18 protein-coding genes are annotated in these 20,366 nt (G+C 70.6%); 8 read left to right on the top strand and 10 right to left on the bottom strand.

Annotated features, from left to right (window positions below; all coding sequences use genetic code 11):
• Window positions 1–5: 5 nt before the first annotated feature.
• Complete coding sequence (locus AC5L36_RS14455; RefSeq protein ID WP_441218910.1) at window positions 6–1,034, bottom strand: AI-2E family transporter; 1,029 nt, start codon at window positions 1,032–1,034, stop codon at window positions 6–8.
• A 174-nt stretch (window positions 1,035–1,208) separates the two neighbouring features.
• Here AC5L36_RS14455 and qcrB point away from each other — a divergent pair, with 174 nt between their 5' ends.
• From qcrB to AC5L36_RS14440, 3 genes are all read left to right on the top strand, one after another.
• Window positions 1,209–2,771 carry a cytochrome bc1 complex cytochrome b subunit gene (gene qcrB, locus AC5L36_RS14450; protein ID WP_441218908.1) on the top strand — a complete coding sequence of 521 codons (1,563 nt, stop codon included), beginning with the start codon at window positions 1,209–1,211 and terminating at the stop codon, window positions 2,769–2,771.
• A gap of 36 nt (window positions 2,772–2,807) precedes the next feature.
• A complete protein-coding gene (locus AC5L36_RS14445; protein ID WP_441218906.1) occupies window positions 2,808–4,190 on the top strand; it encodes an MATE family efflux transporter in 1,383 nt (460 codons plus the stop codon).
• Between the two features lie 66 nt (window positions 4,191–4,256).
• Entirely contained in the window at window positions 4,257–5,252 is a 996-nt protein-coding gene (locus tag AC5L36_RS14440; protein ID WP_441218904.1) for a LacI family DNA-binding transcriptional regulator, read from the top strand.
• 19 nt (window positions 5,253–5,271) lie between these two features.
• On the opposite strand, the gene AC5L36_RS14435 is transcribed toward AC5L36_RS14440, so the two are convergent.
• Complete coding sequence (locus AC5L36_RS14435) at window positions 5,272–6,174, bottom strand: phytanoyl-CoA dioxygenase family protein (RefSeq protein ID WP_441218902.1); 903 nt, start codon at window positions 6,172–6,174, stop codon at window positions 5,272–5,274.
• 97 nt (window positions 6,175–6,271) lie between these two features.
• Between AC5L36_RS14435 and AC5L36_RS14430 the strand changes: the two genes are divergently transcribed.
• Entirely contained in the window at window positions 6,272–7,144 is an 873-nt protein-coding gene (locus AC5L36_RS14430; protein WP_441218900.1) for a helix-turn-helix transcriptional regulator, read from the top strand.
• Between the two features lie 17 nt (window positions 7,145–7,161).
• Here AC5L36_RS14430 and AC5L36_RS14425 read toward each other — a convergent pair whose 3' ends face one another.
• On the bottom strand, window positions 7,162–8,628 hold the full coding sequence (locus tag AC5L36_RS14425; protein WP_441218898.1) for a hypothetical protein: 1,467 nt from the start codon (window positions 8,626–8,628) through the stop codon (window positions 7,162–7,164).
• Window positions 8,629–8,632: 4 nt separating this feature from the next.
• Window positions 8,633–10,537, bottom strand: a complete 1,905-nt coding sequence (locus AC5L36_RS14420) for a hypothetical protein (protein WP_441218896.1) — start codon at window positions 10,535–10,537, stop codon at window positions 8,633–8,635.
• Window positions 10,538–10,770: 233 nt separating this feature from the next.
• Here AC5L36_RS14420 and AC5L36_RS14415 point away from each other — a divergent pair, with 233 nt between their 5' ends.
• Window positions 10,771–12,117: a condensation domain-containing protein gene (locus AC5L36_RS14415; RefSeq protein ID WP_441218894.1), complete on the top strand. Its 1,347-nt coding sequence runs from the start codon at window positions 10,771–10,773 to the stop codon at window positions 12,115–12,117.
• Here the strand turns inward: AC5L36_RS14415 and AC5L36_RS14410 are convergent.
• Entirely contained in the window at window positions 12,086–12,580 is a 495-nt protein-coding gene (locus AC5L36_RS14410) for a YcxB family protein (protein WP_441218892.1), read from the bottom strand. The two genes, AC5L36_RS14415 and AC5L36_RS14410, sit on opposite strands and share 32 nt — an antisense overlap.
• 254 nt (window positions 12,581–12,834) lie before the next feature.
• Here AC5L36_RS14410 and AC5L36_RS14405 point away from each other — a divergent pair, with 254 nt between their 5' ends.
• Window positions 12,835–13,407 carry an RICIN domain-containing protein gene (locus AC5L36_RS14405; RefSeq protein WP_441218890.1) on the top strand — a complete coding sequence of 191 codons (573 nt, stop codon included), beginning with the start codon at window positions 12,835–12,837 and terminating at the stop codon, window positions 13,405–13,407.
• A gap of 56 nt (window positions 13,408–13,463) precedes the next feature.
• Here AC5L36_RS14405 and AC5L36_RS14400 read toward each other — a convergent pair whose 3' ends face one another.
• Window positions 13,464–14,456: an aldo/keto reductase gene (locus AC5L36_RS14400; RefSeq protein ID WP_441218888.1), complete on the bottom strand. Its 993-nt coding sequence runs from the start codon at window positions 14,454–14,456 to the stop codon at window positions 13,464–13,466.
• A 102-nt stretch (window positions 14,457–14,558) separates the two neighbouring features.
• On the opposite strand from AC5L36_RS14400, the gene AC5L36_RS14395 reads away from it, so the two are divergent.
• Window positions 14,559–15,419, top strand: a complete 861-nt coding sequence (locus AC5L36_RS14395) for a helix-turn-helix transcriptional regulator (protein ID WP_441218886.1) — start codon at window positions 14,559–14,561, stop codon at window positions 15,417–15,419.
• Here the strand turns inward: AC5L36_RS14395 and AC5L36_RS14390 are convergent.
• Window positions 15,392–15,997, bottom strand: coding sequence for a TetR/AcrR family transcriptional regulator (locus tag AC5L36_RS14390; RefSeq protein WP_441218884.1), 606 nt, complete (start codon window positions 15,995–15,997; stop codon window positions 15,392–15,394). The genes AC5L36_RS14395 and AC5L36_RS14390 overlap by 28 nt on opposite strands.
• An 83-nt stretch (window positions 15,998–16,080) precedes the next feature.
• Here AC5L36_RS14390 and AC5L36_RS14385 point away from each other — a divergent pair, with 83 nt between their 5' ends.
• Window positions 16,081–16,821 (top strand): SDR family oxidoreductase, encoded by a 741-nt coding sequence (locus AC5L36_RS14385; RefSeq protein ID WP_441219285.1) that lies wholly within the window; start codon window positions 16,081–16,083, stop codon window positions 16,819–16,821.
• A gap of 731 nt (window positions 16,822–17,552) precedes the next feature.
• Here the strand turns inward: AC5L36_RS14385 and AC5L36_RS14380 are convergent.
• From AC5L36_RS14380 to AC5L36_RS14370, 3 genes are all read right to left on the bottom strand, one after another.
• Complete coding sequence (locus tag AC5L36_RS14380; protein WP_441218880.1) at window positions 17,553–18,230, bottom strand: hypothetical protein; 678 nt, start codon at window positions 18,228–18,230, stop codon at window positions 17,553–17,555.
• Between the two features lie 219 nt (window positions 18,231–18,449).
• Window positions 18,450–19,565, bottom strand: a complete 1,116-nt coding sequence (locus AC5L36_RS14375; protein ID WP_441218878.1) for a Gfo/Idh/MocA family protein — start codon at window positions 19,563–19,565, stop codon at window positions 18,450–18,452.
• Window positions 19,562–20,341: a ThuA domain-containing protein gene (locus AC5L36_RS14370; RefSeq protein ID WP_441218876.1), complete on the bottom strand. Its 780-nt coding sequence runs from the start codon at window positions 20,339–20,341 to the stop codon at window positions 19,562–19,564. The genes AC5L36_RS14375 and AC5L36_RS14370 overlap by 4 nt, the downstream gene beginning before the upstream one ends.
• Window positions 20,342–20,366 lie beyond the last annotated feature (25 nt).

Here is a 20,366-nt window from a genome sequence, read left to right as displayed (position 1 = left end):
CGAGGCTACGGGGTGCTCCGGCGCAACGAGCGCCACACCTGGTACGCGACGGCGGTGATCGGCACCGCCACGAACGCGCCCGCGACACCGCCGGTCAACCCGCCGGCGGTGACCGCGACGAGCACCACGGCCGGGTGCAGCCGCAGCGTGCGCCCCATGATCAGCGGCTGGAGCACGTTGCCCTCGATCTGCTGGACCGCGATCACGACGGCGAGCAGGATCAGCGCGTCGACCGGGCCGTTCGCCGCGAGCGCGACGAGCACGGCTACCGCGCCGGCCACCGTGGCACCGATGACCGGCAGGAACGCGGCGACGAACGTGAGCACCACCAGCGGCAGGGCCAGCGGTACCCCGAGGATCAGCAGTCCGATCCCGATACCCACCGCGTCGATGGCGGCGACCACGACCGTGCCCCGCGCGTAGCCGGCCAGCGCGCCCCAACCTTCGCGGGCGGCGCCGGCCGCCCGGTCACGGTCGCGTTCGGGCAGCCGCGCCAGCGCCCAGTCGGCCATCCGCCCGCCGTCCTTGAGCAGGAAGAAGACGAGGACGAGGGCGAGCAGCGCGGCCCCCAGCGCCTCCACGACCCCGATGGCCGCGGAGGCCGCGCTGCTACCGGCGGCGCGAGCCCGCTCCTGGATCTGTTCGGTGAGGCCGCGCAGCTGCTCCTCGCTCAGGCCCGCACCGACGATCCACTCCCGCGTGCGGTCCCAGCCGGCCCCCATCTGTTGAGGCAGATCGGCCGCCTGCTCCGCGGTCGTCGGCCAGAGCAGCACCGCCGGGACCACCAGCACGGCGAACAGCACCAGGATCGCCGCGAGCGCGGCGACCGTGTCCGGGGCGCGCAGGCGGCGGCGGGCCAGGCCGGCCACCGGCTGGAGCAGCGCGGTCAACAGCAACGCCACGAAGATCGCCAGGGTCAGCGGCGCGACCAGCACCGCGAGGCGGATCAGCAGGTAGAGCGCCGCGGCGATGAGCAGCAGGCAGCCGCAGGCCACCGCACCGTACCGCAGCGACCAGGAAAGCGACTCCCACACGCCGCGCCTGGGGGCGGGAGCAGGAGCCGGGGCCCTCTCGGCAGCGACGTCCGTCGACACGCCCGCGATGTACCCAGCGGCGCCGCCCCGTACACGCCCACGGTCACCACCGTCATGGTGAGCGTCACAGTCACATTCCCGGTCCGCACTTCGTCTTGTGTTCGACGGGAGGGGATGGATGTGTCCAGGCTTACCACTCGGCGCCGGGCCCGTAGCGCGTCGGACACCCGGCTCGTGGCCGCCACACCGTTGCGCGGTCTTCTCAACAAGGTCTTTCCCGACCACTGGTCCTTCCTGCTGGGCGAGATCGCGCTGTACTCGTTCCTCGTGCTGCTGGTCACCGGTGCGTTTCTCGCGGTCTTCTTCGAAGCGTCGATGGACGACACCGTGTACGACGGGTCGTACACGCCGCTTCGGGGCACGCACATGTCGGCGGCCTACGCCTCGACGTTGGACATCTCGTTCGAGGTGCGTGGTGGTCTTCTCGTGCGCCAGATACACCACTGGGCGGCGATGCTGTTCATGGCGTCGATCGTCCTGCACCTGCTGCGGGTCTTCTTCACCGGCGCGTTCCGCAGGCCGAGGCGGTTGAAGTGGATCATCGCCCTGTCGGTGTTCTGGGTCGGCCTTGCCACCAGCTACACGGGATACATGGTCCTGGACGACGGCCTGTCCGGCACCGGCTTGCGGGTCCTGTCCGGCATCACCCTGTCGATACCCGTCGTCGGCACCTGGCTGACATCGTCGATCTTCGGCGGCGAGTTTCCGGGCGACGTGATCATTGGCCGCCTCTACTTCCTCCACGCGCTGGTGCTGCCCGCGCTGCTCGTCGCGCTGCTCTCCGCCCAAGTGGCGCTGCGGTTGCGCCTGAAGCCGAGCCAGTGGCCCGGTCCGCGCCGCACCAACGCGAACGTCGTGGGTGAGCGCCTGGCCCCGCGATACGCGATCAAGCAGGCCGGACTGTTCATGCTCGTCTGCGCGGTGACCGCGTTGCTCGGCGGCCTGTTCCAGATCAACCCCATTTGGCTCTTCGGGCCGTCGCAAGCCGCGGCCGTGTCGGCGGCGTCGCAGCCGGCCTGGTACGTCATGTTTCTCGACGGCGCGGTCCGGCTGATGCCGCCCTGGGAGGTCACGCTCCCCTTCGGCGACGGGTACGCCATCGCGCCGATCTTCTGGGCGGCGGTGGTGCTGCCCGGCCTCCTCGTCATACTGCCCGCGGTCTACCCGTTCATCGAGGCACGCGTGCGTCGGGACCACCGGGAGCACCACCTGCTCGATCGTCCGCGGGACGCGCCGACCCGCACCGCGCTGGGTGCCATGGCCGTCGCCTTCTATCTCGTGTTGACGTCGGCCGGCGCCGCCGACGTCATCGCCCTCGAACTCCATGTCAGCACCAACGTGATGACCTGGGCCGGCCGGATCGGGTTGCTGCTCCTGCCGCCCGCGGCGTACTGGATCACCCGCCGCGTCTGCCTGGGCCTCCAGCAGCACGACCGGCAGGTGCTGGCGCACGGCGTGGAAACCGGCATCATCCGGCGCGGTCCGGACGGCGGGTTCACGGAAGTCCACCAGCCGCTCGCGGCTCCCGGCACCGAGCTGCCGTACGCCGGCTGGGCCGTGCCGAAGAAGATGAACCGCCTCGGTGCGCTCACGCCCTCGGCCACCGGCTTCTTCACGCCGATCGAACAGCCGGCGCAGGCCCCCGCGACGCGAGACCGGCATCCGACCGTAGGTTGATACGTTCGTGCGTGGTTCGACAGGCGTGGAGGTGTGGTGGAGAGCAGCCGCGGCGGCGGCTCTACGACCTCGGACACCGACCCTGCCGGCCCGGCCGCGCGCGGCGATCACGCGGCGGCGTTGGGTACCGAGCCGGTCGGCCGGCTGCTCTGGCAGGCCTGCACCCAGACGACCATGGCGGTCGGCGTATATGGGATCTACGCGCTGACCAACGCCTGGTTCGTCGCGCGTGGCGTCGGCGCGGTCGCGTTCGCGGCGGTCAACCTCGTCGCCCCCGTGCTGCTGATCCTCGGCGCGGTCGCCACCACGGTCGGGGCCGGCGGCGCCTCGCTGGTCTCGCGCAGCCTCGGCCGCGGCGATCCGCGGACGGCGGCGCGGGCGGCCGGAAACGCGTTCGTCGTCTTCTGGGCCACCGCGCTCACGGTCAGCGTCGCCGGTGTCCTGCTGCTCGATCCGCTGCTGGACCTGCTGGGCGCCACCGGCCAGACCCACGCCTACGCGCGCGAGTACGGGCTGATCATCCTGGCCGGCGCGATCACCGCGACCGGGTTCTCCAGCCTCGTACGGGCCGAAGGGCGGATGCGGTTCTCCACCCTGCTGTGGGTGGTGGCGGTGCTCACTCAGATCATCCTCGACCCGATCCTGATCTTCGGCTTCGACCTGGGCGTACGCGGGGCGGCGCTGGGTACCGTCGGCGGTCAGGCGGTGGGGCTGGTGCTGAGCCTGTGGTTCTTCTTCGCCCTACCGGGACGCCCTTACCGCATCCGGCTGGCCGACCTGCGCCCGCACGGACCGACCATGCGGCAGGTGGTCACGCTCGGCGCGCCGTCGTTCCTGGCCGGCTTCGGCGCCACCGTGCTTGTCGCGGTGGCCAACAACCTGCTGGCCGGCTCCGGTGGGGCGGTGGCCCTGGCGGCGTTCGCGTTGTGCGCCCGGGTCGGCACCTTCGTCGCCATGCCGCAGCTGGGCATCGCGCAGGGGTTGCAGCCGGTGGTCGGGTACAACGCGGGCCTCGGCGCGACCGGACGCGTCGCGCGCGCCACCACCCTCACGCTGCGCGCCACCGTCGGGTACGGCACCGTGGTCTGCGGGCTTGTCGTCGTCCTGGCGGGACCGTTGACCGCGCTGTTCACCAACGACGCGGCAGTGCACGAGCAGGCCGTCACCGCGCTGCGCGTCCTGGCCCTGGCCTATCCCCTGGCCGGCGTCGCGCCGTTGATCTCGGCCCGCTTCCAGGCACTGGGCCAGCCCAGGGCGTCCTACCTGATCTCCGTCGGCACCCTGATCGCGATCAAGATCCCGTTCCTCGTCGCCTTCAGCCGGTACGGCCAGAGCGCGCTGTGGTGGAGCTTTCCGGCCGCCGAGCTCGCGGTCGCCGCCGTCGCGCTGCTGATCCTGCGCCGGCGACCCTTCTCATGAGAGCGCTCCCACGCCTATCCTGCGGGGTGCCGCTGTTGGACCGGCGGTGGAGGAAGCGTGGTTGGCATGGACGGCTCGAGACCGACGATCGAGGACGTGGCCCGGGTCGCGGGCGTGTCCCGCGCGACCGCCTCGCGGGTGATCAACGATGCGCCGGGAGCGTCCGACCTGCTCCGGCAACGCGTCCGCCAAGCCGTCGTCGACCTGGGCTACCGCCCCAACGAGACCGCGCGGGCGCTGGCTTCGGGCCGGCAGCGCAACGTCGACCTCGTCGCGGTCATCGACAACCCGGGCCTCGCCCTCGGCGCGCACCCCTACTTCGGCCGGGTCCTGGCCGGGGTCATGGCCGCCCTGGAGACCGTGCACGTCCAGCTGCGCATCCAGGTCGTCGCCGAGGCCGACGCGGTCAGCAGGATCGATACGATCGCGGCGGATCTCACCGCCGGCGCGATCCTGGCCAATGCCACCCCGGACCTCGCCGTCCGGCTCCACCGCCGCAGCCACAAGGTGGTCTCGCTCGTACCCACCGCGCCCTGGGTGCCGGCGGTCGAGGCCGACAACGTAGGCGGCGCCGACGCCGCCGTGCGACACCTGCACGCCCTCGGCCGGCGGCGAATCGCCGCGATCCACGGCCCGGAGTTCAACACCTGCGCCATCAACCGGCGCGCCGGATACCAGCGGGCCGTCCACACCTTCGGGCTCCCCGACGTCTGCGCCACGGGCGACTTCACCCGCAAAGGCGGGCACGCCGCGACGCTGCGGCTGCTCGACGAACATCCCGACGTCGACGCCATGTTCGTCGCCTGCGACCTGATGGCCGCCGGCGCGATCCAGGCGATCACCGCCACCGGCCGGCGGGTGCCGGACGACGTCTCCGTCATCGGGTTCGACGACAGTGTCGTCGCGATCTGCACCAACCCGCCGCTGACCACGATGCGGCTACCCGCCGAACAGATGGCCACCGCCGCCACGCGGATGCTGCTCACCGGCGACCTCTCGCCCGGACAGCGGGAGCGGTTTGCGGTCGAGCTCGTCGAGCGCGAGAGCACCAGCCCGATCTGACAGGTGGTGCCGCGGCCGGCTAGCGGTCGCAGCCACCGTCCTTGTCCGGCCGGACGTACGGCCGGGTGAGGTCGACGGTGCCCTTGTACGCGTACGGGTCCTCGCCGGCGACCAGGGCCACGTCGCGGTAGTCCCAGGAGGCGAGAGCCGCGCCGGGCGGCACCTTCCAGGCGAGCGGGGATTCGGCGCTCATGTAGTGGCTGGCCAGAGCCCGGCGGTAGCCGTGCCGGCCGGTGTTGGGCAGTGAGCGGTGCAGCAGGTACCCGTTGAAGATGACCGCGGAACCGGCGGGGACCTCGACCGGCACGGCGTCGTCGTCGGAGTACGGGAAGTCGTACGCCTCGATCGAGCAGTCGAAGCGCGGGTCGTTCTGGTCACGGTCGGGGTACAGCACGCCACGCCGGTGCGATCCCGGCAGCACCCAGAGGCAGCCGTTTTCCACCGTCGCGTCGTCGAGGGCGATCCAGACCGCGGTCAGCGAGCGGTCCCGCGTCGGGATGAAGAACTCGTCCTGGTGCCACGCCTGCCCGGGCTTGCCCTCCGCCTTGACGAAGAGCATCGACTGCATCGTCTTGACGTTCGGGCCGATCACCTTGGTGAGCACGTCCACGACCCGCTCGTGCGACACCGCGCGCCGGATCACGCCGGAGAGCTTGTGCGGGTGGTGGATGCACAGGTAGCGGCGGAGCACGTCGGCGTCGGCGTCGGTGGTCGCGACCGCCGGCCCCGACCCGATCTCGCCCAGCTCGCCGCGACAGAGCCGGACCGCCTCGGCGTTGATCTCGGCCACCTCGTCCGGCGTCAGCGCGCCGCGCAGCACGCCGTAGCCCTCTTCCCGAACCTGCTCGATCAGCGCCTCGGAGGCTTGGTCGTGCAGGACGGCCGAAGGGGTCGTCGCGGTGGTCCTTAGGTCGATGCTCATCGCTTCTCCCGGTCATGTCACGCGTTCACAGCCTCACCAGTATTGGCGGCGCCGGCTGTTCGGGCCATGTCCCAGGTTCTCGATAACATGTCTGTTCGTGACATCGGCATCTTTCCGGGTGCGCGTCCGCAACGGCCCGGCGGTCGCCCACTACCCGCCCGGCGCGAGCCTCGGCCCGCGAGTGCTGCCCTGCTTCGAGTTCGTCTGGATGCTCGACGGGCGGGCCACGTGGGAGCACATCCCGGACGGCGCCGAGCCGGCGCGCGTGCCGCTGCGCCCCGGCCTGCTTCTGCTGTCCCGGCCGGACCTGCGGGAGCGTTACCTGTGGGACCCGGACCACGCGTGTTCCCACGCGTACGTCTCCTTCTACGCCGACGGCGCGGACGACTACGGTCGCTGGCCGACCACCCAGCCCTTCACCGAGCCACTGACCGGGCTCTGCCGCTACCTGCTGTGGCTGGCCGGCGTGGACTCGGCGGCCGCGTCGGCCCGCACCGCGACAGTGCTGGGCTGGCTGCTGGACGTCTTCCTCGACGGCCCGCTCGGCGACCAGGCCGAGGCCGCGCTGCCGGAACATGTCCTGCGCCTCGCCGACCACGTGCGCGCGGCCTGGCGCGGCGGACCGGCGCGGCCGTTGAGCCTGGAGGAGATGGCCGCGGCGGCGCGCGTGTCGCCCGGTCACCTCGCCCGCCTCTTCCGCGAACGGTTCGGTGTCGGCCCGGTCGCGGCCGTGGAGTTGATCCGGCTCGCCCGCGCCGCGACGCTGCTCCAACGCAGCACGCTCACCATCGGCGCGGTCGCCGGCGCGTGCGGGTTCGTCAGCCCGTTCCACTTCTCCCGGCGCTTCCGCGTCGGGTACGGGGTCGCGCCGCGCGCCTACCGCGCCTTTCCGTCCCAGGACCCGCTCGACCCGGTACGCCGAGCGGGCCTGGCGCCACTGGCACGGCAGCTCCTCGTCGACGACGTGTAGCCGTGCGCGGCCCCGCCTCAGAAGCCGCTGCGGCGCAGGGCGTCGACGAGCATCATGTTGGCGATCAGGGCCTCGACCTCGTGCCAGATCTTCAGGTCGGCGGTGGCCCCGGCGGCCTGCCACGCGGCGGCCGGCAGTGCGGCGTACGTCCGGTCTCCCGGCGCCGGCCACAGCTTGAAGCCGTGCGGAAGGTAGGCCTTGATGTGTGTGGCGTCGAACTGGCGGTAGATGCGGATGCGCGGCCGCGGCTCGCCGGTGGGAACGCTCGCGGCCCAGGCCACCGCGGCGTCGAGCCATCTCTGGTCGTTGATGCCCTCGAAGCGGTACGCCTCGCGCAGGGTCCGGCGCAGGAAGGAGCTCGTGCTGGCGTTGCGGAGGAACGTCTCGGTGTCCTCGGCGCCGGAGGAGAAGGACGCCACGGCGAGCCGGTCGATCGCCGGCGGGATAGGCGCACCCGGCATGCGCCGGGCCGCGTGCGCCGCGATCTCCTGGAGCACCACCTCCAGCGTGCTGCCGTTGGCGAGCTTGCCAATCGACGTGTCCTTCGCGGCGACCTCCTCGAAGCGCGGCAGCGGCAGGACGAGCGCGACTCCGCGGCCGGCCGCCGCGAGCTGGAAGGCCAGGCCCTTGCCCGCGTTGAGACCGGAGAGCGGAGCGCCGGCGTAGTCCAGGTAGTGGTGGAGGCCGAACTCCATGTAGGCGTTGTCGCGCGGGTACGGCTTGCCGGCGTAGACCTTCTTGTTCTGGAGAAGGCGATGGTGGAGGTAGAGCAGGAACCGGAACGGCGACCCGGCGGTCATGCCGGCCGGCCAGCTCACCGACACCCACTTCGGCACGTCGAGGTGGGCGAGCTCGAATACCTCGGTGCGGGCCGGCGTCACCGTGGTGCTGGTGAAGTCCAGCTTGCCGGGCGGCGGGTCGGTCAGCACGTGCACGGCGCGGGTCGGCGGCTGCCACGTCCGGCCCAGCAGCGTCTGTGCCTCGCCGGTCACGTCGCGCACCCGTGGCAACACCACCGGAAGCCGGAACGTCGTGGTGCCGCCGGCTCCGACCGGCACCAGCGGCCCGACCTCCGGGGTCACCCGGTCGAGGAGCACCCGGTCCGGCGTCACGTCGACCTTGAGGTCCTGCGGGAAGACCTGGCCGCCGGCGCTGGATACGTGGATCCGGTACAACCCGACCGCGCGGGGCAGCTCGACGATCACATTGCCGCCCTGCCGCACCGGTGTGATGACCCGTCCCGCGGTGTCTACAACGGACACTTGGGCGTCGGTGACGAACGTCCGCATCGCCGACTGCGGCTCCAACACGATGCGTACGAACAGGGACGGCAGCGCCTGCGCCACACCGGCCGCCGGGTTGGCGGAGGCGACGGCCGGCGCGCGGCTGGTCGGCGCGGAGCTGAGCACGGAGCCGGCGCCCGCCGTCGCGGCCTGGTGCGCGACGGCGGCGCCGGGTGCCTTGTCTCGAAGGACGTCGGCCATCTGCTCACTCCGCGGACTGGCCGGGAGCGGCCGACGCGCCGCCCACGATGACGTGGCCGTCCTCGTCCGCGGCGACCGAGATGGTCCCGGGCAGCGCGACCGCGGTCGGGAAGACCATGCGGAAGAGCTTGGCCTCGTCGTCCTTGCTCTTCGTGACGATGTCGCGACCGAGGGCCTCGCGGTCGAGCTTGGCTTGCGCGGCGGCGTTTTCCAGCAGGCGCTGCTTGACCGCCGTCTCCTGCAACCCTTGCGAGTACGTGTCCAGCGCGTTGCCCTCACCGAGAACCGCGTCCACGAGCACGCCCTCGGTCCGCATGGTGTTCTTCATGACCGAGACGATCACGCCGGGCACGGTGATCTGGACGCCGGTCTGGTCGGTGTACGTGGTGGTGGCGTCTTTGCGGAACCGCCAGTAGAAGTCGGTTTCGCTCAGCTTCCGCTTCTCCACCACCGGCGGCGTCACCAACTGGTCCTTGTAGTCGAAGACGGTCTGGAGCTGAGCCAAGATGTTGTCCCGCACGCTGGCCCGGTGCTCCGCCTTGACGTGCCGTTCGAGCAGGTCGTCCAGGCGCGGCAGGGGCACCTCGTCCTTCGACTCCCCCACGCCGGTCCAGTACGCGACCCGCACGTCGACGAGGTGCAGGATCGAGATGTGTTCCTGGTTCATCTGGCGGAACACGAAGTTGAGCGTGCGGCCCACGTTGATGTTTTCCACCTGCCGGACGATGGAGGTTTCCTCGCCGCTGGACTCGCGTACCTCGCTGCTGGTGTTGATCTGGACGTCCCGCTTGCTGGAGGCCTTCGACGCATGCTTCTGCAAGGCGTTGCTGACGTTCTTGGCGAACTCCTCGCGGGCGGAGGTGGAGCCGCCCTTGATACCACCGCTGATCTTCGCGCTGCCCCAGCCCCAGCCGGCCGATGCCTCCGCCTCCGCGTGGTACTCGAAGTTTTCCGTGCTCGCCTGCTTGTCGGAGTTTTCCTGCATCGTCGAGTTTTCGAAGTCGTCCGAGCTCTCCTTGGTGAACGAGTCCAGCACGCTCGACGAGTCCTTGCGGCTGCTCTCGCTGCGGGTGAACGTCTTCACGCTGATCGTCGTGTTCTCCCCCGGCAGCAGGCTGAACGTTTTGAGCGTGCGGCCCTGCCCGTACGCGCCGAGGAAGGAGGAGAGCCGGTAGCTCTCGACGATCAGCAGCTGCGGCCGGCGCACCTCCGCCGGTGGGTCCGGCTGGAAGCGGTACACGTAGTCACCCCACAGGCTGCGGTGTACGTGCAGCCGGTTGCCGATCTTCGCCTGCTCCAGGACGGTGCCCACCTCGAGGTCGGTCATGCCCGGCCGCAGCGCGCGCGAGGTCAGGGCCGGCTCGGTGAAGGCCGCGGCACGGGCGGCGAGCGACAGCCGCGCGGTCTCGACGGGGGCGGCACCGTTCGAAGTGTCCATTGTGTCCGCCGCCTCGACGTGCGGCAGTGGCGACGGAGGAGGCGGCGGTGGGGTGCTGTCCTCGGGCGGGTTGACCACGCGGCTCACGTCCGGACCGACGGCGCCGGACACGACGGCCCGGCTCACGACGCTCGCGGTGGCCGGGTCGATACCGCCCGCCGACCGCAGCACCGAGGTCTGCGCGGCGAACAGCGAAGCACCGGTCGCCGCCGGCGCCGCCACGTTCGGGAAGACGCGGGTGTTGGCGGTGCGCAACGCCTCGGCGATCTGCTCGACCGACATCGCCGCGACATCTTCGATGGGCACCCGGCCGGACTCGTCCTGATCCTCGAGCGATGTGCTTTCCGCGAACACGTCGGGGGCGAGGTCGAGGGCGATGACATTGCGGCTGGCGTAGCTGATCGGCTCGGGAACGTTGTTGCTCAGAATCGGTCCAGCGGCCAATGATTCCACCCCGATTTGGTCATTCATGGCATCTCCTTTCGGTGATACCCACCCTCCGCCTTTGCCGGACGAATACGGCGGATCTGACCGCTAGTTGACTGTGTCGTCGGCCCGACTGAGTCACCCAAAAGTGTCTGTCCACAAACGACACGGATGTTCGGCGTGATCGATTGTCAGTGCCACCATCCTCCGGTACCGTCAGGAAAGTTTCCTGTCTGGATTGAGTCCCGCTGACGTCGTCGGAGCAGGGAGGCTGACCAGTGATCACGGTCGCTGATCGGGTTGTCGTGGCGTTCGAGGGGGACGGCGCCGGCGCCGGCGAGCTGTCCTGGGGGCAGATGGACATCTGGCAGGCGATGGTCCGCCAGCAGTCGTGGTTGCCCAACGGCGTGTGCGTCCCGTTGCCGGCCGGCACCACCGTCGACGAGCTCGCCGACCAGCTGCGGTACGTGATGAGCCGCTACCCCACCGCCCGCACCCGGCTCGTGTTCGAGCCGGACGGCACCCCGCGCCAGGTCGTGTCCGCCGCGGGCGAGATCGCACTGGAGGTGGTCGACGCCGGCGACGCCGACCCGGAGCAGGTCGCCGACGCGCTGCGGCTGCGGTACCAGGACGCCGCGTTCGACTTCACCGCCGACTGGCCGGTGCGGATGGGCGCCGTCCGCGGGCACGACGTGCTCACCCACCTCGTCGTCGTGATGTGCCACCTGGTGACCGACGGCTCCGGCGCCCGGATGCTGTTCGAGGAGCTCGCCGCGCGCTCGACGGCGGATGTACCCGCCGCGCAGCCGCTGGAGCAGGCACGCTGGCAGGCGTCACCGGCGGGGCGGAGACAGAACACGTCGGCGCTGCGGCACTGGGAGAGCGTCCTGCGCACGATGCCCCTGCGCCAGTTTCCCGAGCCGAGCGACCGGCGCCAGCCACGCCACTGGCGCGGCGAGTTCGTCTCGTACGCGCTGGGCCCCGCGCTCGACGCGGTGCGCGCCAACACCGGGGCCGCCGCGGCACCCGCGCTGCTGGGCCTCTTCGCGGTCGCGCTGGCCCGGGTCACCGGAATCAACCCGGTGGCGGTACGGCCGATGGTGCACAACCGGTTCCGGCCAGGGCTGGACCGGGTGGTGTGCATGCTCGCGCAGTACGGCGTGTGCCTGCTCGACGTGGCGGGTGTCTCGCTCGCCGAGGCCGTCGACCGGGCCCAGCGGGCATCCCTGACCAGCTACAAGAACGCGTACTACAACCCGGTGGAGCTGGACGACCTGGTGCGTCGAGTGGTGGCGGAACGCGGCGGTGAGCTGGAGCTGCCCTGCTACTTCAACGACCGCACGACGCTCGCGAAGCCGGCCGGGGCGCCACCGGCCGGGGCGCGGCCGCACGATGCGGTGTTTCGCTGGACGACCCGCCAGGACACACCCTTCGAGCCGCTGATCGTCCACGTGGACGACGTTCCCGGTGCGATGCAGGCGACCATATTCATGGATACCCACGTGATCTCACCCGCGGACGGCGAGGCGCTGCTGCGCGGCTTGGAGGCGGCGGCGGTGCAGGCGGCCCAGGACCCCGCCGCACCCACGACGATCACGACGCGAGCAGCCCACGCTTCGTCATGAAGGTCTCCAACGTCTCGGCGTCTTCCGCGGTCAGGTAGCGGCGCGGGATCACGGTCGCCGGCATCCGTCCGACGTACACGATCCAGAACTCAGGGTCGGCCACGACCCGCGCCACCCCGTCCCACGCGATACCGCTGGACTCCGAACCGCTGTGCATCATGATGTTGTCGTCGGTGATGTCGTAGCCGCCCTCCACGGCGTATTGGCTGGAGCGGCGCCGGGCCCTGCGCCGTACCCACGACGGGTACAGCATGGAGAGCACGCCGCCCAAGGCCAGCGTGAAGCACAACAGCAGGATCCGATCGCCCCAGTCGACCAGCCGCGAGACGGCCAGACCGATCGCCGCCACCGCCAGCAGCACAGCGCCGACGAAGCTGTACCTACGCAGCCGGGCCCTGCTGAGCGCCGCGGCCACCCGGGCCGGATAGGCCGGATCAGCCGGGATGTCGAATCGAATACGCACGCCAGAACGATAGTGGCCGCGCACTCCACTCCGCTGTGTCCACTCGCGGCGGTGTGCCTGTGCCCATCGGGCGACGACAGTGTGTGATCTTCCGATCACGAGGAGCGATACCACAGTTTTAAGATCATATATATTGAATAAGCGCGATTTTTGCCCCTGGCTCCAAAGTGATCCAGACGCCCTAGCCTAGCCCGGAATCGACCCCATACGGTTCGCATGTCCATATTCCAACTCCATACACGGGGGTTGAAAACATGCGGAAACGCACGAGGAACGTCGTCGCGGTGGTTCTGGCTGGGTTGCTGATGGCCATGGCCAGCCCGGCGGCCGCCCAGGCCGAGCCGACGAAGGGCAGCGAGTCGTACACGGTCGTTTCGCTCTCGGACCTGCGGACTCGGCTGGCCCCACCGTACGGGATCTTGAACCACAAGTCCGAGAAGGCCCTACAGCCGGGCAGCGCGACGAACGGCTCCGTGGTCACCCAGCAGACTCCCACCGGGATCAACTTGCAGAGGTGGGACATCTGCTGCCACGACGGTAACTACGTCACGTTCTGGAACGCACAGACCCCCCGGCTCAACATGGGCATCGACGGTGCCAGCACGGCACCGGGTGCGGCGGCCATCGTGGCGAACGGAGCCGCCCACTTCAACCAGGACTTCGACGTCATCGAGCGTACGGCTACCGAGTTCAACCTGAAGAACCGCCACAGCGGTCTCTGCCTGGGTATCGACGGTGCCAGCGAAAACAACGGCGCGCGCGCCATGCAGTTCGCGTGCAGCCCATCGGCTCCCAACCAGAACTGGAGCTTCATCGACTTCATCTAGCGAGGCGGCCCAGAGGCCCGAGCCCGCCATGGGCTCGGGCCTCTGGTGTTTGGGGCTCAGTTCCCCACGCCGAGGCCGGACATGAACGCGGCCGGGTATCTGTCGCCGCGTGCCGCACCCGGCGGCACCGCTTTCTCGATGTCGGTGAGGTCGTCGGCGGTGAGAGTCAGGCGCGTGGCGGGCAGCGCCTCGGCAAGCCGCTCGCGGGTGCGGGCGCCGACCAGCGGCACGATGTCTTCGCCCTGTGCGGCGACCCAGGCGATGGCCAGTTGGGCGACGGTGCAACCCTTCGCCTCGGCGACCCGGCGCAGCGCCTCGACGAGGGAGAGGTTGTGTTCCACGTTCTCGCGGGAGAACCTCGGGTTGAAGCCGCGGCTGTCGCCGGGGGCGGCTTGGCCGGCGGTCCAGTGTCCGGAGATGAGGCCGCGGCCGAGGACGCCGTACGCGGTCAGGCCGATGCCGAGCTCCCGCAGGGTGGGCAGGATGTCGCCCTCGACCGCGCGGGAAAGCAGCGAGTACTCGATCTGTAGGTCGGCGACCGGGTGCACGGCGTTCGCGCGGCGGATCGTCGCGGCGTCCACCTCGGAGAGGCCGAGGTGGCGGACGTGCCCGGCGTCGATCATCTCCTTGATCGCGCCGACGGTCTCCTCGATCGGCACCGCCGGGTCCAGCCGGGCGGGACGGTAGATGTCGATGTGGTCGGTGCCCAGCCTGGTCAGCGAGTAGGCCAGGAAGTTCTTCACCGCCTCGGGACGGCCGTCCGGCCCGCCGAACTCATGGCCCGGCCCCCGCAGCATGCCGAACTTGACGCTCAGCGTGTAGCTGTCCCGATCGCGGCCGCGCAGCGCCTCGGCGAGCAGCAACTCGTTGTGGCCCATCGCGTAGAAGTCGCCGGTGTCGATCAGCGTGACGCCGGCCTCCAGCGCGGCGTGCACGGTGGCGATGCTCTCCGCGCGGTCGGTCGCGCCGTAGACGCCGGACATGCCCATCGCGCCCAGGCCCAGCCCGGAGACGGCCGGACCGGTGTTTCCCAAGGTTCGTGTCTGCATGGGTCAACCCTGCGCCGGCACCGGAAGGCGCGGGAACGGAGCGTTTATCGTGGGAGAGCGGCTCCCTGGATCGGCTTGCCGGCCGCGAGGGAGCATGGGGTCATGGAGCGTGACCAGCTCGCCGACTTCCTGCGCCGCCGCCGCGAGGCGATCCGCCCGGCCGAGGTCGGCCTGGCCGGCGGCCCTCGCCGGCGCACCACCGGCCTGCGCCGGGAAGAGGTCGCGATGCTCGCCGGCATGTCGGTCGACTACGTCGTCCGCCTCGAGCAGGGCCGCAGCAGTCAGCCCTCGACCCAGCTGCTGGGCGCGCTGGCCCGGGCGTTACGCCTGTCCGACGACGAACGCGACCACCTGTTCCACCTGGCCGGCCATCAGCCCCCGCCCGCCGACGGGGTGGCCCGCCTGGCCCGCGCCGGCCTGCTTCGCATGCTCGACCTGCTCGGCGACACACCGGCCGTGGTGCTCTCCGACCTGGGTGAGGTGCTCGCGCAGAACAGGGCAGCCGTGCTGCTGATGGGCGACCACACCGGTTTCTCCGGCGACCGGCGCTACCTCGTCTACCGCTGGTTCACCGAACCCGCCGACCGCGCCGTCCACCCGCCCGAGGAGCAGGAGTACCACGGCCGCCAGTTCGTGGCCGACCTGCGCGCGACCGCTGGCCGGCGGTCCGGCGATCCCGCCGTCGCCGGGCTCGTCGACCGGTTGCGGGCGGTGAGCGCCGACTTCCGGCGGCTCTGGGCCGAGCACGAGGTGGCGGTCCGGCGGGCCGACCGCAAGACCATCGTGCACCCGCGGGTTGGCCCCGTCCTGGTCGACTGCGAGACCCTTGTCACGCCCGACCAGGGTCAGCAGCTGCTGGTGCTCACTCCCGCGGACGCCGACGCCCGCGAGCGACTGGACCTGCTACGCGTGCTCGGCACCGAGGAATTCCCCGATTACGCGCCGCGCGGTGCCGCGCCGTAGAGCGCGTGGTCGACCAGACGCACGACGATCGATTCGTCGAAGGGCGCTTTGAGCACGAGCATCCGGTGATAGCAGGCGCCCCACAGCTGGTCGACGATGATGTCGAGATCCGCGTCGTCACGCAGCTGCCCCTGCCGCTGTGCGCTCCTGAGGCGTGTGCGGGCGAGTTCGCGGCGGGGCAGCGCGTAGCTTTCGGACCACGCCTGGGCGAGGTCGGGGTCCATCTGGGCCGCGCCGATGAGCTCGGAGACGGGCTTCTCCGCGCCCCCGTCCTTCAGCAGGCGCACGAACGCGCTGATCTGTGTGATCAGGTCGGCGCGAAGATCGCCGGTGTCGGGGAAGTCGAGCGCGTCGCGGCTCTGGGCGAAGTACGCCTCGGCCGCGAGCGCACCGGGTGACGGCCACCACTTGTAGAGGGTCATCTTGCTCGCGCCCGCCTCGGTGGCCACGCGGTCGAACGTCACCGCTCGCATGCCGTCCCGCAGCAGGATGCGCCCCGCGGCCGCGAGCACGGCGGTGCGCACCTCGGCCGCCGGCCGTCGGCCGCGTCCCCGTCGGGTGGCAGAGGTCTCCGACATCCACGATCCCTTCTTGTGGACTGCTTGTACATTTCCGTGGGCCACAGTAATGTACAAGCTGTACACATACTAGCGGAGGTCAGATCATGACGAGCAACTCCGGTCGCGTCGCGATCGTCACCGGAGGGTCCGGCGGCATCGGCAGGGCGAGCGCCGAACGCCTCGGCGCCGACGGCTTCTCCGTCGTCGTGCACTACGCGGGCGGCAAGGACCGCGCCGACGAGGCCGCGAGTGCGGTGGCCCGCGCCGGCGGCCGAGCCATCGTGGCGGGCGGCGACGTGGCGGACGAGGCGGCGATGGCCGCTGTGTTCGATGCTGCCGAGCGCGAGTTCGGAGGCGTCGACGTCGTGGTGCACACCGCGGGCATCATGCCGCTCGCACCCGTCGCGCAGCTGAGCCTGGACACCCTCGACCGCGTTCTGCGCACCAACGTTCGTGGGACCTTCGTCGTCGACCAGCTCGCCGCCCAGCGCGTGCGCGACGGCGGCGCGATCGTCAACTTCTCCACGTCGGTCACCCGGCTACAGATCCCCGGCTACGGCGCCTACGCCGCGTCCAAGGGAGCCGTCGAGGCGTTGACGCTGATCCTCGCCCGCGAGCTGCGCGGCCGGGACGTCACGGTCAACGCGATCGCGCCCGGCCCCACCGCCACGCCGCTGTTCTTCGAAGGAAAGAGCCAGCAGGTGGTCGACCAGATCGCCGCGATGAACCCGATGGGTCGGCTCGGCACCCCCGCCGACATCACCGAAGCCGTCGCGTTCCTCGCCGGTCCCGCCCGCTGGGTCAACGGCCAGGTGCTCTACGTCAACGGCGGCGCCGCCTAGGAAGGAGACGGTCATATCGGCCGTACGGTTGCGCGCGGCGGTCGTCGCCGCGTCGATCACGGGCGCACTGGGTGGCTGCGCGGCCGCCTCCGACGGGCCTGCACAGACCGCGCGCTCGAACACCGCGGCGGCCGCCGCGATCGCGACCCTCGGGCAGCCGGTCCAGCTCACGACCGGCCTGCAAGCCCCGTGGGGACTCACCTTCCTGCCCGACAGGTCGGCGCTCGTGTCCGAGCGCATCACCGGAGATCGTGCGGATCCCCGCCCAAGGCGGCGAACCGCGAACCGTCGGCGTCGTGCCCGGCGTGCGCCCGACCTCCGAAGGAGGCCTGCTCGGCATCGTCGCCTCCCCCGACTTCGCGACCGACCGCACCGTCTTCGTAAACGAACGCTGACCGCCGCGGGTTGCCCTCTAGAGACCTGTCGGAGTCGACTCCCCTATTTAGACAGAGATTTGAGCTACCGCGACGTCCGTCGTGGTCCAGACCGCTGCTCCCGCGGCCTCACCCGTCCGCCGTTGGTCGCGCTCACCCTGCGCGCAACCGGCCGGGAGGAAAGGGGCGGGGTGACGGGCTCGCGCCAGGCGGTGGTCGACGTTTGTCCACAATGGTCTGTTCCCGGATCAGCGATCCTGGGAAAGCAACGGAGTTGTCGTCGCCGCGGGTAACCGCCACGAGGTTTCGGCGAGCGCTGCGAGCCGCCGGCCGGGAGCGAGCGGTGCCCGCGGAGACTCAGATGGAAGGCGAGCCGTACGAGCCGTAGTCACTCGCGGAGCCGTAGTCGCTTGAAGGGCCGTAGTCGATAAACCCGTAGGCAGGCAGATTGTTCATGCCCGGTCCGCGGAACGCCGCCGGGTCCAGTGACGTCAGCTGCCCGATCAGAGCCCGCCACGCCTCCACCGGGTCGTCGCTGCCGTGCCATTGCTTCAGTGCGCTGGCGGTGTGCTTGGAGAACTCCACCGACGTGCCCGGTGAGCGGGCACGTTCGGCCCACGCGGCGGCCTCGACCTGGGCGGCGGTCAGGTGCGGATTGGATCCCGGCCGATCATCGCCGATAGCGTGGAGCACTCCCCGGTCATCTCGGTAGAGCAGATAGATTATGAAGGTCCGGGCATACCACGGGCCAAGGCCAATGTCCACATTGTACGTCCAAACCGATTCGGTGATGGCGGCTATCGCGACCGTTTCCTGGCGCCTCGCTTCCGCTACCTCGCGCCTCCGACGCTCGTACCACTCGGCGTTCAGCCGCGCTGTCTCCTCGTCGATGCACGCTTGCAGGTCGTGCGTCTGCTCCCGGTAGGTCTGGACGGCCGCGGCGGCCTGCTGTTGCAGCTCTTCCAAGAAGGCGACGTAGCGGGTGAAGAACTCCCAACTGGTGGCTTTCTTCCTCCCCGACTCCACCTCCGCCATGACTTGCTCCAGTGACGCGACGGCGTCCAGCCACCTGCGGACATCGGCGGCGGGGGCCCGCAGGTCGCGCCCGTCGTCGCACGGCGGCCGCGCACAGACAAGGTCGCCACTCCACCCCACGCTGAACGTGGCTAGATCATCCGCGTCCACTCCGGCACCGCCTCATCGAACCATCCAAGTCTCGCACCAAAAGCGTGGCGTAACCACTGGGGTACCCGGTCAACGACCAGCGCGCACGTCCCGGAGCGAGGACCATCCGGCGAGGATGTCGCGCACGTCCGCCCGGGTCTCCTCGCGCAGCGCCTGCGCGTGGGCCAGCTCCAGGACGGCGTCCATGCGCTCGACCCGGCCGCTCGCCGCGGACCGCACCGCCGCCTCCACCATCGCCAGGCTCATCACGTTTTCGTGCACCTCGCCGGAGGGCGGTTCGCCGGTTTGCAGCGCCCGGACGAACACCTGGAGGGCGCCGGCGATCCCGGAGTACGGCGGGCCGGTCGGTTGGGCGGCGCGCACGTCGGCGTCGAGGACCGGCTCGTGGTCCCCGTCCCAGATGGCGGTGCCCTTCTCGCCGCTGGCGCGCCAGGCACCGTTCCACGACGTGGTGGCGCCGGGGCTGCACCAGCTGCCGTCGTAGAGGTACCGGGTGCCGCCCTCCATCTCGAACACCACCATCGCGTTGGCGTCTCCCGCGTACCAGCTCCACGGCGGGTTGTACGACTGGCAGTAGGCCGTCACCGGCTCCGCGCCCAGCAGGAACCGTGCCGCGTCGAAGGCGTGGATGGCCATGTCGACCAGCAGCGGGTACGCCATCAGCTCGCGGAACCCGCCGAACCGCTCGGCCCGGAAGAACGCCGTGCTCAGCGTCCCGATCGGGCCGAGCCGCGCGATCATCTCCCGCAACGCGGCGAGCTGCGGGTTCCAGCGGCGGGACTGGCTGACCATGAACAGTTCTCCGGTGACCTCGGCCGCGGCGGCAAGCGACAGCGCGCGGCTCACGTTCTCCGCGGCCGGCTTCTCGCCGAGCACCGGCAGGCCCGCGAACAACGCCGCGGTGGTCACCGGGTGGTGCGCCTCGGGGACGGTCACGTTGATCAGCGCCTGAGCGCCGGTCTGCCGCGCGAGGGCGACGGCCTCGGCACCGACCGCCAGGCCGGGCAGGCCGGCCGAGTCGGCGGCGGAACGCGCCAGGGTCACGTCCAGGTCGGCGATGCCGGTCAGGGTCACCTCGGGTGAGTCGGCGACGGTCGCGAGCCAGGCACGGCCCATGCCACCGGCGCCGACGATGACCACCCGGAGCGGATCCGACGGGCTGGAGGGGATCGTCCGGAATGTCACTGGAGCGGTCCGGCGTAGCCCTGGCCGTGGAAGAACTCCCCGGTCTCGTACCGCAGCAGCACGGGATGGCTGCGTTCAGGCCGGTCGGTGCGGGCCCAGGCGACGCCGTTGGCGATGACCCGGCGCACGTCCTTGTGGTGGTACGTGGGGTATGCCTGGTCTCCGGGCCGGAAGTAGAAGATCTTGCCGTAGCCTCGGCGAAACGTGCAGCCGCTGCGAAACACCTCTCCCCCGCTGAACGAGCTGACGAACACCAGCTCGTCCGGTGCCGGGATGTCGAAGAACTCCCCGTACATCTCGTCCTCCTCGATGACCAGCGGGTGCGGCACGCCCTTCGCGATGGGGTGCGTGGGGTCGACCGTCCAGACGAGCTCGCGGTCGTGCTCGTCGCGCCAGCGCAGGGTGCAGCTCGTACCCATGAGCTTGGTGAAGATCTTCGACCAGTGCCCGGAGTGCAGCACGACGAGCCCCATCCCGGACAGGACGTGCCGGTGGACGCGCTCGACGACCTCGTCGACGACCTCGCCGTGCGCCGCGTGCCCCCACCAGGTGAGCACGTCGGTGTCGGCCAGCACCTGCTCGGTCAGGCCGTGCTCCGGCTCGTCGAGGGTGGCGGTGCGGACGACGCAGCCGTCGCCGAGGTTTTCCGCGATGCCCTCCGCGATCGTCGTGTGCATCCCCTTCGGATAGATCTTCGCCACGTGCTCCTCGATCTGCTCGTGACGGTTTTCGCCCCACACCGTGACTCGCAGCGGGCCGGGTGTTCCGTTAGTCATGTCGCGCCTTTTCCGTCGGATACCA

The sequence above is a fragment of the Phytohabitans sp. LZ39 genome, assembly GCF_059359075.1.
The sequence above is the reverse complement of the archived record's forward strand: the minus strand, read 5'-3'. Positions and strand labels throughout refer to the sequence as shown.